The following is a 14,650-nucleotide window of genomic DNA, read 5'->3' on the forward strand; positions in this document are numbered from 1 at the left end:
AGGAGGAATGGTATTGATTAAGCAAGGACGGAAGAAGAAATGGATTGCTCTGACAGCAGCGGGCGCTCTACTTGTATTGATACTCGTGCCGCCGACGGTTGGGGTAGCGTCGGAGCTGGATCAAGTAAACAAGCGGCTTCAAGAACTGCAGCGGCAGGTACAGGAAGCGGAGGACAAGCAGCAGGAGGCCGATGCGCAAAAAGCCAAGGCCGAAGAGATGATGAACAAAACGACCAAGGATCTGAATTACGTCGTTGGCGAGATCGAGAAGAAGACGAAGGAAATGCTCGACGTGACGCTCGAAGTCGACAAGACGGAGGCGAATCTGGAGGAGGCGGCCCAGGAGCTGGAGGATATCAAGCGACGGATTGCCAATCGGGAGAAGCTGCTCGATTCGCGCGTGCAGTTGATGTATACAAACGGCGCCGTCTCTTATATTGATGTCTTGTTCAACGCCACAAGCTTCTCCGACTTCGTCGATCGGCTCGACTCGATGCAGACGATCGCTTCGCGTGACAAGGAAATATTGACCGAGCATAAGCGTGACAAGGAGCTGGCCGTCGTCCAGAAGCAGGAGATCGAGACGGAGCTGAAGCGGGTCAAGCTGCTGTACGCGAAGCTGAATGAAGCGAAGAAAAGCTTGCAGCTCAAGGAAAACGAGAAAAAGGTCATGATTGCAAGCTATGAGCAGCAGGTGGAAGACAACCACGGTGTGAGCAAGGAGCAAGAACGTCTCCTGATGGAATTCGCCAAGGAGCGCGCTGAACTGATTCGCAAGAAGAATGAGCTGAATGCGCAGCACCAGGGCCAGACGTCACAGCAAGTATATACGTACACCGGCGGCAAGCTCGGCCTGCCGCTGCAGGCGGACTACTATATTTCTTCGCCATTCGGTTCCCGCGTCGATCCGATTACCGGCGTCAGCGGGGCGTTCCACAGCGGCATTGATATGGCGACCCCGGGCGGGACGCCGATCTATGCGGCCGAGGACGGAGCGGTTATCGTAGCCGAGTGGTATGGGGGATACGGCAATTGTGTGATCCTTGATCACGGCAACGGGCTCTGGACACTGTACGGCCATATTCGTTCGGGCGGCATCAAGGTCCAGAAGGGCGATACGGTCAAGCGTGGCGACAAGATTGCAGAAGTGGGCCAGACCGGCCGCGCGACAGGCAACCATCTTCATTTCGAAGTGCGGCTGAACGGCGAACAGGTGAATCCGAGCAATTATCTCAAATAAAATGGACGGCAATGGCATATACTAGGAAAGACCTGAGCATGCGTATATGGACAAGATAAAGGCGGTGATTCAATGTCGTTCAAAGGACGGACGGTCGCTTTGCTTGTAGGGGCGGCTATGCTGGCAAGCAGCGTGGTGACGTTGGCTGCGGTGGATTTGCCCAGTCTGGCCAGTCTGGCCAGTGGAGGACAAGCAGCGGCCACAGGCAAAGGCCTGTCCCCGCAGGAGACGCAGAAGATCAATTCCGTTCTCGGCATTATTGAAAATAAGTACGTGACCCCAGTAGAACGCGAGAAGATTGTGAATGGGGCCGTGCATGGCATGATCTCGGCGCTGGAGGATCCTTACTCCTCTTATATGGAGGCGGAGGAAGCGCAACAATTCAATAACAGCGTCGAAGGCGCCTTTACGGGCATCGGCGCGGTACTGGCGATGAAGAACGGCGAGATCACGGTCATTTCCCCGATTAAGGGCTCTCCGGCCGAGAAGGCGGGCGTGAAGCCGAAGGATGTGTTCCTCTCTGTCAACGGAGAGAGCCTGTCAGGCAAGACGTTGAATGAAGCCGTGGAAAAGATTCGCGGCGCGAAAGGCACCAAGGCGAAAATCGAGATCAAGCGTGCAGGGCAATCCGAGCCGATTGAGTTGACTGTCATCCGCGATGAGGTCGACTTGGAGACGGTCTATCCGAAGATGCTGGATGACAAGATCGGATATATCGAGGTGCGCCAGTTCTCGATGAACACGCTCGAACGGTTCAAGGAAGCACTTCAGAACCTGGAGAAGCAGGATATGAAGGGGCTTATCATCGACGTGCGCAACAACCCGGGCGGGGTGCTTGATATCGTGCAGAAGATGATGGAGCAGTTCGTTCCGAAGGGCAAGACGATCGTACAGGTGGAGAACCGCAATAAGGAGCGCGACAAGTACAACTCCCAAGGAACCTCCACCACCGTGAAGCCGTATCCGATCGCGGTGCTGACGAACAAGGGCAGCGCGAGCGCATCCGAGATTATGGCGAGCGCATTGAAGGAGTCCGCCGGAGCAAAGCTGGTCGGCGAGCAAACTTTCGGCAAAGGAACGGTGCAGATGGGTTATGATTCGGGTGACGGCGGGATGATCAAGATTACGATCGCGAAGTGGCTCACCCCGGACGGTCATTGGATTCATCAAAAAGGCATCGAGCCGGATATTGTCGTTCATCAGCCGGAATATTACAGCGTCGCTCCGCTTCCGCGGGACAAAACGCTGAAGTTCGCCATGAACGATGCGGACGTGAAAAATATGCAGCTTATGCTAGATGGTCTCGGTTATAAGCCGGGCGGTACGAACGGCTATTTCTCCAAGGAGACCGAAGCCGCACTGAAGTCGTTCCAGCGCGCCGTCGGATTGAGCGCGACCGGCCAGGTGGACGCGAAGACGGCGAAGAAGCTGGAAGCCGACATTTTGCAGGCGATGCGCGATCCGAAGAATGATGCGCAATTGAACAAAGCGGTTGAAACAGTGAAGCAGGAAATTCACTAAGCGCCGTCGAATAAAGAAAAGGAAGGTCGCAAGCTTGAACTTGACGGCCTTCCTTTTTTCAGTGTATCGCGTGATGATGATTACCACGCGGCTTAGATTCCCCGCAGCAGCGCCGTCTTCGCTACCCAAGAGAGGGGCAACGGCGTTTCTGCTTGTGATAGGGCAAGTCGCATATTTCGAAAGGGGCGAATGAAGTGGAACTCCTTATGGAAACTGGCGTTCATTTGACGGAAGCACTGCTTCAATGGTTGTTGTCGCCTTTGTATTGGATATCCATCCTATTGGTTGCACTCATCTGTCGCAGGCAGATGCTGCTCGAACGAAGGCTGTTCGCGGTGAAGATGCACAGTTGGATCGAGCAAACGTGGCATGCCTGGCTGGGCGGGCTGCTAGCGGGGCTCGCCGTCTCGGCTGCGGTGATCGGCCTAGGCATCTCCTTCACGGCGGAAGCGATAATCGCGCTCTGGGCGGTCGGGCTGCTGCTCCTGTTATTCCGCGTCCGGTTCTTTTGTATTGCGTACTCGGGGGGCATGCTCGCGCTGGCTCAGTTCGCGCTGAACGCGTTCGCGCCGGCCTGGGCGCCGGAAGGCTTCCTCGCGCCGTTCGTGGCCGCCATCCGGGAGATGGATGCGGCCGGGCTGCTCATCCTGGTGGCGCTGCTGCACGCGGCGGAAGCCTGGCTTATCCGCAAGCAGGCCGCACGCATGGCCGGCCCGTTGTTCATGGAGAGCAAGCGGGGCCGGATTGTCGGCGCCTATCAGATGCAGAGCCTGTGGCCGATTCCGCTGCTGCTGCTCTTTCCGACAATGACGACGGGAACGCCGCTCCCGTGGACGCCGCTTCTCGGTACGGGATGGGAACAAGGCTGGACGCTGATCGCGTTCCCGGTCGTCATCGGCTTTTCCGAGCTGACATTTACCCGCCTGCCGCAGGAGAAGGCGGCGGCAAGCGCCTCGCGCCTGTTCGCCTTTGCAGCGATTCTGCTCGCGCTCGGGCTGGCGGCTTCCTGGTGGCCGCCGCTGGTCCCGCTAGCGGCGATCGCGGCGCTTGGGCTGCATGAAGCGCTCATCTGGTTCAGCCGTCGCGAGGAGAACGAGCGCAGCCCGGTCTTCACGCATGATCCACTTGGGCTGCGTGTGCTGGCGGTGCTGCCGGGCGGTCCGGCGGAAGCGCTTGGCATTCGGACTGGCGAGGTCATCGCGAAGGCGAACGGCGTCCCGGTGCGCACGAAGGAGCAGTTGCATCAGGCGCTGCGTGCCAATGCCGCGTTCTGCAAGCTGGAGGTGTATAACCGGGGCGGCGAGGTGCGCTTCCTGCAGCGCGCGATCTATGCCGGCGAGCATCACCAGCTCGGCGTCTTGCTCGCGCCGGACGACCGCGTCGCCATCGTCGCCGTGACGCGTCAGCCGTCGCTGTTCGCGCTGCTGACGGTCCCTTGGACGAAGCGGAAGACAATGCGGGGCCATCCCGACCAGACCGTGGAAGCGGAGCAGCTTGGATTGGGCGCAGCGGACGGCCCAGAGACGAAGCCGGCCGATACTTCCGCGACATAAACATCTGCATTTTATTGTGGATATCCTGTGGATATTCGGGATAAACATCGCTGTTGACGGTTTAATTATGTGGACAACTTGTTTGTAAATTAAAAAAGGAGGGGATAACTCCCCTCTAGGATGTGTATAAATGGTGGGTATGGATGGTCTACTGCACCATGCTGCGCAGGACGATAATCTCCACCCGCCGGTTTTGTTGGCGGTGCGCTTCCGTATCATTATCCACAACCGGCCGTGTCTCACCGTAGCCCGCGATCTGGAACTGGTCGGGATCCAACTTCTTGTCATCAACAAAGAAGCGGAGGACAGACAGGGCCCGGGCTGCGGATAACTCCCAATTGTCCTTGTATCGTCCGCCGGAGGCGAACGGCAGATTGTCCGTATGCCCTTCGATGCTGACCATCGTGTCGAGCCGCGGCAGCAGGGTAGCCAGCTTGTCCAGGGTCGGCAAGGCCTTGTCCTTCAGCTCGGCGCGGCTCAAATCGAACAGCAGCCGGTCGCTGAGCCGAATCGAAATCCCTTTGGGGATATCCGCCACCTCAATCTGGCCGTCCAGACCGTTGTCGCTAATGTACTGCTGAATGACTCCCATGAAGTTCTTGAGCTGTTCTTCCTGCTTGCGGAATGCCAAGTCCTTGTCGGTCAACACGCCGATGGCGGCCGGCTTCTCTTCCTTGACTTCCCCGGAACCCCCGTCTTCGGCGGTCTTGAGCGCCCCTGTCTTGCCGGGCTTCGTATAGGCTCCATCCAGGATGCCCGCTCCTTGGTCCAACGGGGTGTCGCCGCTCTTGAACGATTGTTGGAGCGTCTCGGAGAGCGACTGGTATTTGCCGGCGTCTACCTGGCTCATCGCGTACATAATGACGAAGAAAATAAGAAGCAGCGTAATCAAATCGGCATAGGTGATAAGCCAGCGTTCATGATGGGCGGTCTCCTGGGCTTGTTGTCTACTTCTGCGTCTCATGGATCATCCCCCGCTTCATCAACGGATCCGTCTTGAGCGACTCAAACGCATCCTCGGCAAGAAGGAAGGAGCTCAGCTTTTTACGCACGATCTGCGGGTTCTCTCCCGCCTGAACGGCGAGAATGCCGTACTCAATCATTTCCATGATGCGGATATCGTCTGCGCTCCGCGCTTTGATCTTGCTCGCGACAGGCAGATAGATGACGTTCGCGGTCGCTACGCCGTACAGGGTCGCCGTGAAGGCGACGGCTATTGAGGGTCCGAGCATGGAAGGATCGGACAGGCTGCCCAGAACGTGAATCAATCCCATGACCGTACCGATAATCCCCATCGTCGGGGCATAGCCTCCGGCGGCTTCGAATATTTTGGCATAGCCTTCGTGCTTCTCGGTGATCGCGTCCATTTCAAGCTCAAGCATCTGCTTCACCAGATCCGGTTCCGTGCCGTCGATGACCATCATCATGCCACTGCGCAAATATTCATTCTCGTGCTGCTGCACCGAGTCTTCCAGGGACAGCATGCCTTCGCGGCGGGCTACCGTGCTCAGCGCGACGATATCGTCGATGAGCTTCTCCGGCTGCGTCGCGCGGTGCGCGAATGCCATCTTTAGCGCCTGCGGAATGCTGCGGAGCCGCTTCCCCGGGAAGCTGACGACGACCGCGGCGAGGGTGCCTCCGATAACGATGAGCGCCGCCGTTTTTTCCCATAAGCCGCCAATATGCCCGCCTTCCCACAAAAAACCGCCGATGAGCGCGGTTAATCCTGCAATAATCCCGATGACTGTCGTTTTATCCATCTTGTAATCCTCTCCCGTTTAACATTTCCCATTTGCATCCATACCGTGAAAAGAGTATAATCGAAAGGGAACAAACATTCTTATTTGTGACTGTTTATGACAACCGATTGACGACGTATGTGAGTTGAGTGCTCTTTCACGCATAGAAGTTCGCGGGGGCGAGAAGGCCGATTATGGGCGGAACGCCGCCTTCCCTTATTCTTGTCTGATCCTTTTATCGGGTCATTATCAAGGAAAGTTTAGGGAATAGCAACTTACACCGATTTTGGCCTGTTATTTGATTCGGGAGACCTACAGAACGGCTGAATTTAGGCCTGATTGGGAAGGTATCCGGTCTGAAGGCTTATCCCGACGGCGAAGCGGCAAGCAGCGGAACCGCCAGGCCATGACGGCAAGCCAGCCTCGTCTTGAGCATGAGTTGAGCATACCATATTGATCATGAATTGAGCATACCATATTCATTATTATTTTGGAAGAAAGTCGGTGAGGCTATGGCGGAATGGGAAGTGTTGACGAAGCCGTTTGAGCTGGTATCGGAATTTGATCCACAAGGGGATCAGCCGGAGGCGATCGACAAGCTGGTCGAAGGAATGCAGCAAGGCAAGCGCCATCAGACGCTGCTTGGCGCGACAGGCACGGGCAAGACATTCACGATTGCTCAGACGATAGCCAGAGTGAACAAGCCGACGCTGGTCATTGCCCATAACAAGACGTTGGCCGCCCAGTTATGCAGCGAGTTTCAGGAATTTTTCCCGAACAACGCCGTATCCTACTTCGTCAGCTATTACGATTACTATCAGCCGGAAGCGTACATTCCGTCTTCCGATACGTATATTGAGAAGGATTCGAGCATCAACGAAGAGATTGACAAACTCCGCCACTCGGCGACGAGCTCGCTATTCGAGCGGAGGGACGTTATTATTGTCGCCAGCGTATCATGCATCTACGGCTTGGGATCGCCGACGGAGTACGGGAATTTAGTCCTGTCGCTGCGGACGGGAATGGAGAAGCCGCGCAATGCAATTCTTGCCAAGCTGGTCGATATTCAGTATCAGCGCAATGATCTGAACTTCATCCGGGGAACGTTCCGGGTGCGGGGCGATGTCATTGAGATCTTCCCGGCCTCGAAGAGCGAGCATGCCATCCGCGTCGAACTGTTCGGGGATGAGATTGAGCGCATCGCCGAGATTGATGTGCTCACGGGCGAGATTATCGGCGAGCGCGATCATGTCGCTATCTTCCCGGCATCTCACTTCGTTACGGCGGAGGAGACGATGAAGCTCGCATTGAAGCATATCGAGCGCGAACTGGAGGATCGGTTGGAGGAGCTGCGGAGCCAGGGCAAGCTGTTGGAAGCGCAGCGGCTGGAGCAGCGCACCCGGTACGACATCGAGATGATGCAGGAGATGGGCTTCTGCTCCGGCATCGAGAACTATTCCGGACCGATGACGTTCCGGGAGCGCGGGGCGACGCCGTATACGCTGCTCGACTACTTCCCGGATGATTTCCTCGTCGTCGTCGACGAGTCGCACGTGACGTTGCCGCAGATTCGGGGCATGTACAACGGGGACCGGGCACGGAAGGGAGTGCTCGTGGAGCACGGGTTCCGGCTGCCTTCGGCGCTGGACAACCGGCCGCTTCGCTTCGAGGAATTCGAGTCGAAGGTGCCGCAGGCCATCTATGTCTCGGCGACACCGGGTCCTTATGAACTGGAGCATTGCCCGACCATGATCGAGCAGATTATCCGCCCGACCGGATTGCTTGATCCGGTGGTCGAGGTTCGGCCGACGAAGGGGCAAATCGACGATCTGCTTGAGGAGATCCGTCTGCGCCTGAAGAAGGACGAACGGGTGTTGATCACGACCTTAACGAAGAAGATGGCCGAGGATCTGACCGATTATTTGAAGGACATCGGAATCAAGGTCCGCTATCTTCACTCCGATGTCAAGACGCTGGAGCGGATGATGCTGCTTCGCGATTTGCGTCTTGGGGTATACGATGTGCTGATCGGGATTAACCTGCTAAGAGAAGGACTCGACCTGCCGGAAGTGTCGCTTGTCGCCATACTGGATGCCGATAAGGAAGGCTTCCTGCGCGCCGAGCGATCACTCATTCAGACGATCGGGCGGGCGGCCCGGAATGCCGGCGGCCACGTCATCATGTACGCGGACAAGATAACCGAATCCATGGACAAGGCGATCAAGGAGACGGAGCGCCGCCGCAGCATTCAGATGGCGCACAACGAGAAGCACGGCATTACGCCGCAGACGATTCGCAAAAAAATCCGCGAAGTCATCGAAGCGACGAAGACGGCGGAATCGAAGACGGGCTACGATATTGGCACATCGGTGGATAAGATGTCGAAGAAGGATCGCCAGTCGGTGATTCAACGACTGGAGAAGGAAATGAAGGATGCGGCCAAGAACCTGCAGTTCGAGCGTGCGGCAGAATTGCGCGACGCCTTGATGGAATTGCGGGCGATGGATTAGAATTCAGAGGCTTGACGAGGTTCGAGTGGACCTGAAGCGGGAGGTTAACACATTGGCGAGTGAACATATCGTGATCAAAGGGGCGAGGGCCCACAACCTGAAAAATATTGATGTAACGATTCCGCGCGACAAGTTCGTCGTGCTCACCGGATTGAGCGGCTCGGGCAAATCCTCGCTGGCGTTCGATACGATTTATGCCGAAGGCCAGCGCCGTTATGTGGAGTCGCTCTCCGCCTATGCGCGCCAGTTCCTTGGGCAGATGGAGAAGCCGGACGTAGATTCGATTGACGGCCTCTCGCCTGCCATCTCCATCGACCAGAAGACGACGAGCCGCAACCCGCGTTCCACGGTTGGAACGGTAACGGAGATTTACGACTATGTGCGGCTGCTGTACGCTCGGATTGGGCGGCCCCATTGTCCGGTGCACGGCATTGAGATTACGTCGCAGACGGTCGAACAGATGGTGGACCGCATGTTGGCGTATCCGGAGCGGACTCGGCTGCAGATTCTGGCTCCAGTCATCTCCGGGCGCAAGGGCGAACATAAGGGCGTCTTCGCCGACATCCAGAAACAGGGCTTCGTGCGGGTGCGCGTAGATGGCGAGATTCGCGATGTATCGGAGACGATCGAGCTGGAGAAGAACCGGAAGCATAATATTGAAGTGGTCGTCGACCGCATTGTCGTGAAGGATGAGGTGCAGGCTCGGCTGGCCGATTCGATCGAGACGGCACTCCATATGTCGGGCGGGCGGATTATCGTCGATATCATCGGCGAAGAAGAGCTGGTCTTCAGCTCGAATCTGGCTTGTCCGGAGTGTGGCTTCAGCATCGATGAGCTGTCGCCGCGGATGTTCTCCTTCAACAGCCCGTTCGGCGCCTGCCCGGATTGCGACGGACTCGGCGTCAAGATGATTGTCGATCCGGAGCTGCTCATTCCGGACTCGTCGAAGACGATCGGGGAAGGAGCGTTCCAGGCGTGGGCAGGAAGCACGTCGAACTATTATCCGCAGTTCCTCCAGGCGGTATGCGAGCATTACGGCATACCGATGAATGTGCCCGTGTCGCAGCTTGAGCCGGAACAGATGACGAAGCTGCTCCATGGCACGGGGGGAGAGAAGGTGCGCTTCCGCTACGAGAACGATTTCGGTCACAAGAAGGAAGCGCAGGTGGCGTTCGAAGGAATTATTCATAACTTGGAACGGCGCTACCGCGAGACGGCATCGGAAGCCGTCCGCGAGCATATTGAAGGCTTCATGAGCGCCAAGCCATGCGGTACCTGCAAAGGGCATCGCTTGCGCAAGGAAAGTCTCGCTGTTACCATCAATGCTCAAAATATGGCCTATGTAACGGCGCTCTCTATCGGGGAGGCGCAGCGCTTCTTCTCGAGTCTGGAACTGACGGAGAAGGAACAGATGATCGCCCATCTCATCCTGAAGGAGATCAACGCCCGGCTTGGCTTCCTGGTGAACGTGGGGCTGGATTACTTGACGCTGAGCCGCGCGGCGGGAACGCTGTCCGGCGGCGAGGCGCAGCGTATCCGGCTTGCGACCCAGATTGGCTCCAGCCTGATGGGTGTGCTATATATTTTGGACGAGCCGAGCATCGGGCTGCATCAACGCGACAATGATCGTTTGATTCAGACGCTGGAGCATATGCGCAATCTGGGCAACACGCTTATCGTCGTCGAACATGACGAAGACACGATGCTTGCGGCGGACCATATCATCGATATTGGTCCGGGCGCGGGAATTCACGGCGGGCAGGTTATCGCCGAAGGGACGCCGGAAGAGATCATGAAGGACAAGCATTCGCTTACCGGCCAATATTTGAGCGGGCGCAAGTTCATTCCGGTACCGTCGAAGCGCCGTGCGCCAGACGGACGATGGCTCGAAATCATCGGCGCCAAGGAGAACAATCTGCGCAGCGTGAACGTGAAGCTTCCGCTTGGCGTATTCACGGCGGTAACCGGCGTATCCGGCTCCGGCAAATCGACGCTCGTGAACGAGATTCTGTATAAGACATTGGCGAGAGATTTGAACCGGGCGAAGGTGCGTCCAGGACAGTACAAGGAGATTCGCGGCCTCGAGCATATCGATAAGGTCATTGATATCGACCAGTCGCCGATAGGGCGGACGCCGCGCTCTAACCCGGCTACGTATACCGGCGTGTTCGACGATATCCGTGATCTGTTCTCGACGACGAATGAAGCGAAGATTCGCGGCTACAAGAAGGGCCGCTTCAGCTTCAACGTCAAGGGCGGTCGCTGCGAGGCATGCCGGGGCGATGGAATTATCAAGATTGAGATGCACTTCCTGCCGGATGTATACGTTCCTTGCGAAGTGTGCAAGGGCAAACGCTACAACCGGGAGACGTTGGAAGTCAAATATAAAGGCAAGAGCATCGCCGATGTGCTGGAGCTGACGATCGAGGATGCGGCGGAGTTCTTTCAGAACGTGCCGCGTATTCACCGCAAAATCCAGACGCTGCTCGATGTCGGGCTCGGTTACATGAAGCTCGGCCAGCCGGCGACGACGCTGTCCGGGGGCGAAGCCCAGCGGGTGAAGCTCGCGGCGGAGCTGCATCGCCGCAGCACGGGCAAGACATTTTACATTCTCGATGAGCCGACGACGGGTCTGCATGTCGCGGATATCGACCGTCTGCTGCAGGTGCTGCATCGCCTCGTTGATTCCGGCGAGACGGTGCTCGTGATCGAGCATAACCTCGACGTTATTAAGACGGCCGATTACTTGATCGACCTCGGCCCGGAAGGCGGCAGCGGCGGCGGCACGATGGTGGCGACCGGCACGCCGGAGCAGGTCGTGAAGGTGGCAGGCTCCTACACGGGCCGCTACTTGAAGCCAATTCTGGAACGGGATCGGGAACGGGCCGCGCAGTGGGAGACGGCCTGCAGCGTGGCGCAGGAGGTGTAAGCGCAAGGGACAATAATGCGGCACGAGGCTTCCCCGTCGCATATGATCACCATCGCCACGTATTTGGGGATTCGGCATTATTTCGATACGGTCATCGGCGATGATAGTCTATGAATCACTCCGTCTGATGATTGCATTCGGATTGTTCGTGATTGTGCTGCTGTCCTTCCCTAACAAGAAGTAGACCTCCCTGAGCTTACCGGCTGGTGGAAGCCTACCTTCCATAATGGTCGACTGCCTAAGAGGCAATGGATTGCAAGACCGTAGATGTTCCCGAATCTGCGGTCTTTTTTATGTGAATCCCATTTGAATCGGTCATCATGGGAGGCACACGGCTCGAGCGATGACGTGGCTCATTTGTAAATGTCATCCCCACCCAAAAACCTAAAAACCTGTGACAATCCTGTTAAAGATAGTGGAAAAGTATTGAAATCCTTGCTTGGTAATTATAACATAGGGAAAGATTGGGGAAATGCGCATGTAGAGGGAGGTCGCACCATGTTTCTGGCCGAAGGAGCAGAGCAGACCGAAAACCTGTTTACTTTTTTTGACGTCTTTATGATCGTGTTTACGTCCATCTTGATTTGGGCAGCAATCCGTCAAGTCAAGCAGCGTCCGCGCAATCCGTTTGCAATCGGGTTTGTGATTGTCAGCTTGATTGTCTTTTTGATTGCAGATATGAAGATGATTTCGGGTTGGTAAAAATAGTCTATATCGTAATGTTAAGCGATTTTAATGGGGATGCCGAACTCCGCACACATTCAAACAGCCAACAGACAGGCTCTTTGATATAGATTATCAAAGGGCTTTTTTCGGCATTGGATGCCTCCCCGGTACTGAAAGCGGACCTTTCTCAACGCGCAAATCAAGAGGAGAGAAGAATATGAAAGCAGATCATGTCAGGAAGAAGGGGTTGTGCTGCGGGTTGCTGTCGCTGGCGGTGATGTCGGGGGTGACGCTGCCGGCGGCGGCACATGCAGCCGATGCGGCAACGATGAAGGCCGCCAGCATCGATGGTAAGGTGAATGTGCAGGCTGAGGCAATGCAGCAATGGTTCGGCGGTGACGGGACATACAGTTCGAAGACGCAAATGTACAGCTACATGCCGAACGATGTTTCCGCCGTTATTCAAAAGGTCGGACCGTCGGTCATCTCCATTTTATGTATAGTAGAGGGCAGCGAGGAAGGGAAGGATTATCGGCTTGGGAGCGGCTTCGTCGTGCGCGAGGATGGTTGGATTGTAACGAATGCGCATGTTGTTAAAGGAGCCTCGAATCTGCAAGTGGTTACCTCGGATGGAACGGCGTATTCGGTTCAAAAATGGTATGCCGACGAGGCGATCGATCTGGCGATGCTGCAAATCAAGGCCAGCGGACTAAAGCCGGTCACGTTCATGAAGCAGGCGCCGCAGGTCGGCGATCCGGTCGTCGCTCTGGGAACGCCGGGTTCGTTTAGGCTGCGCAATTCGGCGACATTAGGCATCGTGAACGGCATCGGGCGGTCATACACCGGAGAACCGCCATCGTGGTCATACGACTATAAGAAGATTCAGACAGACGCAGCGCTCAATCCCGGCAGCAGCGGCGGGCCGCTTTTTAATATGAAAGGGGAAGTCATTGGCGTCAATACGCAGAAAGGTATAGGGGATGACATCGATAACCTGGGGTTTGCCATTCCGGCAGATACGGTGCAGATGGCGATTCGCCATTTTATGAACTATGGCAAGATTAAGCGCGCGGATCTTGGCATCGAACTGGAGGAGGACTATGCCGCCTCTGAGGGGCTGCCGGGAGCGGAACTGCTTCGGGTGACGGCGGTGCAAAGCGAAGCGGCGAAGCAGGCCGGCATCCGCGAAGGCGATGTGCTGTATGCCGTCGATGGGCAACAGGTGATGACGAAGACGGATATCATTGAAGCGCTTAAGCTGCGGCTGCCCGGACAACGGGTGTCGCTTACGATGCAGTCGGATGGGGATGTGGTGGAACGGACGGTTGCGCTGGTCGAAGGCTAATCCAGCGCCGTCGTTCCCTTTGCTGTCGGGCAGGGGGAGATCGTTGATAGGAGTGAAGGAGCGTCTTGGGAGAGGAGACGGTAGAATGAGAGAGAGGAATACAGGCAAGATCATGGGCAGGATCGCATGCACCGGGCTTGCCGCCGTACTGCTGGCCGGAGGACAGGCGATAGCAGCGGCTTCGGCTGTAGGAAGCGGAACGTTGCAGGCGGAGGTACATCCGCCCTTAGCCGCACAGGCACAGACACAGGCGGGTCTGGTGATGGAGGAGCTGCGGCTGCAGGTAGGCAGCGCCAAGGCGACGCTGAACGGGGAAGAATGGACGATAGCCAAGCCGTATGTAAAGCAAGGGGCAACGATGGTGCCGCTGCGGGTATTTACCAAGGCGTTCGGGGCCGAGCTGAGCTGGAGCGCGGGAGATGTTGTGACGTTAAAGAACGACAATACGGCGCTGCGGCTGCGCGTTGGGCAGCCGCAGGTGAGGGTGAACGGCAAGGCGATGACGCTCCCTGTCGCTCCGGAAATGGTGGACGGCACGCTTATGGCACCGCTTAAGCCGTTAGCGGAAGCCTTTGGGGCCACTTGTACGGTGGCGAGTGATCAGAGCATTGCGCTGAAACGAACCGGCACGTTGGCGGACGCGGTTATCGATGTAAGCGCGCAGGCGGGACGTATCGGCGATCATGTGCGCCGCTGGTCGATGGTGATGCCGGAAGGCTGGAGCTACCGGTTCTTGACGCCGGAGGAAAACGCCGTCGTCTTGGAGAGCCCGTCCGGACAAGCCTGGGCGGAGATTGATATCAACTCGTGGCAGTCCAACAAGCTTGCCCATCTGGCGGATCAGTTCGCGGGGGAAGCGACAGGCAAGCAGATGCTGGAGCATATGAAGACAGAAATGTTCGATAAAGATGCGATCAAGTCGTCTCATATCGGAACGATGGACGGCAAGGCATATGCGCAGGCCATTGTGAAGGACGAGGGCCTGAAGCTCACCCGTGTATTCAGCGCCGGGGGCAACCGCTATACGGTGAAGATGTATGATGCTGCTGCCTTATCGCCGCGGCAACTGCTTCAATATGAACCGCTGCTGAATACGTTCCGTCCGAATGATGACCCGGCCAACAGAGCGGGGGTGAAGGATATCAGC

11 protein-coding genes are annotated in these 14,650 nt (G+C 56.8%); 9 read left to right on the plus strand and 2 right to left on the minus strand.

The features are described 5' to 3' along the window. The first annotated feature begins 7 nt into the window (after positions 1 to 7). The 3 genes from PPOP_RS03485 to PPOP_RS03495 all read left to right on the plus strand — a co-directional run bounded on the left by PPOP_RS03485 (position 8) and on the right by PPOP_RS03495 (position 4,314). Entirely contained in the window at positions 8 to 1,240 is a 1,233-nt protein-coding gene (locus PPOP_RS03485) for a murein hydrolase activator EnvC family protein (RefSeq protein ID WP_042227278.1), read from the plus strand. Positions 1,241 to 1,312: 72 nt separating this feature from the next. After that, the gene (locus PPOP_RS03490; protein WP_006284667.1) at positions 1,313 to 2,761 is read left to right on the plus strand and encodes a S41 family peptidase; all 1,449 of its coding nucleotides are present in this window, start codon (positions 1,313 to 1,315) and stop codon (positions 2,759 to 2,761) included. A gap of 194 nt (positions 2,762 to 2,955) precedes the next feature. Next, positions 2,956 to 4,314: a PDZ domain-containing protein gene (locus PPOP_RS03495; protein WP_042227280.1), complete on the plus strand. Its 1,359-nt coding sequence runs from the start codon at positions 2,956 to 2,958 to the stop codon at positions 4,312 to 4,314. A 148-nt stretch (positions 4,315 to 4,462) separates the two neighbouring features. On the opposite strand, the gene PPOP_RS03500 is transcribed toward PPOP_RS03495, so the two are convergent. Together PPOP_RS03500 and PPOP_RS03505 are read right to left on the minus strand one after the other, a co-directional pair. Next, positions 4,463 to 5,278, minus strand: a complete 816-nt coding sequence (locus PPOP_RS03500; protein WP_006284669.1) for an OmpA/MotB family protein — start codon at positions 5,276 to 5,278, stop codon at positions 4,463 to 4,465. Continuing rightward, positions 5,262 to 6,074: a flagellar motor protein gene (locus tag PPOP_RS03505; protein ID WP_006284670.1), complete on the minus strand. Its 813-nt coding sequence runs from the start codon at positions 6,072 to 6,074 to the stop codon at positions 5,262 to 5,264. Before PPOP_RS03505 ends, PPOP_RS03500 begins: the two co-directional genes overlap by 17 nt. 491 nt (positions 6,075 to 6,565) lie before the next feature. Here PPOP_RS03505 and uvrB point away from each other — a divergent pair, with 491 nt between their 5' ends. The 6 genes from uvrB to PPOP_RS19270 form a co-directional block, all read left to right on the plus strand. Continuing rightward, positions 6,566 to 8,563 carry an excinuclease ABC subunit UvrB gene (uvrB, locus tag PPOP_RS03510; RefSeq protein ID WP_006284671.1) on the plus strand — a complete coding sequence of 666 codons (1,998 nt, stop codon included), beginning with the start codon at positions 6,566 to 6,568 and terminating at the stop codon, positions 8,561 to 8,563. Between the two features lie 52 nt (positions 8,564 to 8,615). Then, positions 8,616 to 11,492: an excinuclease ABC subunit UvrA gene (uvrA, locus tag PPOP_RS03515; RefSeq protein ID WP_042227282.1), complete on the plus strand. Its 2,877-nt coding sequence runs from the start codon at positions 8,616 to 8,618 to the stop codon at positions 11,490 to 11,492. A gap of 100 nt (positions 11,493 to 11,592) precedes the next feature. Continuing rightward, positions 11,593 to 11,676: a putative holin-like toxin gene (locus PPOP_RS25725; protein ID WP_422730612.1), complete on the plus strand. Its 84-nt coding sequence runs from the start codon at positions 11,593 to 11,595 to the stop codon at positions 11,674 to 11,676. Positions 11,677 to 11,990: 314 nt separating this feature from the next. Beyond that, positions 11,991 to 12,194 carry a hypothetical protein gene (locus PPOP_RS03520; RefSeq protein WP_006284673.1) on the plus strand — a complete coding sequence of 68 codons (204 nt, stop codon included), beginning with the start codon at positions 11,991 to 11,993 and terminating at the stop codon, positions 12,192 to 12,194. A 181-nt stretch (positions 12,195 to 12,375) separates the two neighbouring features. Beyond that, positions 12,376 to 13,503, plus strand: a complete 1,128-nt coding sequence (locus tag PPOP_RS03525; RefSeq protein WP_006284674.1) for a S1C family serine protease — start codon at positions 12,376 to 12,378, stop codon at positions 13,501 to 13,503. Between the two features lie 85 nt (positions 13,504 to 13,588). Continuing rightward, positions 13,589 to 14,650 (plus strand): copper amine oxidase N-terminal domain-containing protein (locus PPOP_RS19270; RefSeq protein ID WP_006284675.1); only part of this gene is annotated, 1,062 nt, incomplete at its 3' end.

The organism is Paenibacillus popilliae ATCC 14706, from assembly GCF_000315235.1.
GTDB lineage: Bacteria > Bacillota > Bacilli > Paenibacillales > Paenibacillaceae > Paenibacillus_B > Paenibacillus_B popilliae.

Coding starts and splice junctions, on each gene's coding strand:
- PPOP_RS03485 (WP_042227278.1), top strand. CDS start 8: ATGGTATTGATTAAGCAAGGACGGAAGAAGAAATGGATTGCTCTGACA.
- PPOP_RS03520 (WP_006284673.1), top strand. CDS start 11,991: ATGTTTCTGGCCGAAGGAGCAGAGCAGACCGAAAACCTGTTTACTTTT.
- uvrB (WP_006284671.1), top strand. CDS start 6,566: ATGGCGGAATGGGAAGTGTTGACGAAGCCGTTTGAGCTGGTATCGGAA.
- PPOP_RS03505 (WP_006284670.1), bottom strand. CDS start 6,074: ATGGATAAAACGACAGTCATCGGGATTATTGCAGGATTAACCGCGCTC.
- PPOP_RS03490 (WP_006284667.1), top strand. CDS start 1,313: ATGTCGTTCAAAGGACGGACGGTCGCTTTGCTTGTAGGGGCGGCTATG.
- PPOP_RS03500 (WP_006284669.1), bottom strand. CDS start 5,278: ATGAGACGCAGAAGTAGACAACAAGCCCAGGAGACCGCCCATCATGAA.
- PPOP_RS25725 (WP_422730612.1), top strand. CDS start 11,593: ATGATAGTCTATGAATCACTCCGTCTGATGATTGCATTCGGATTGTTC.
- PPOP_RS03525 (WP_006284674.1), top strand. CDS start 12,376: ATGAAAGCAGATCATGTCAGGAAGAAGGGGTTGTGCTGCGGGTTGCTG.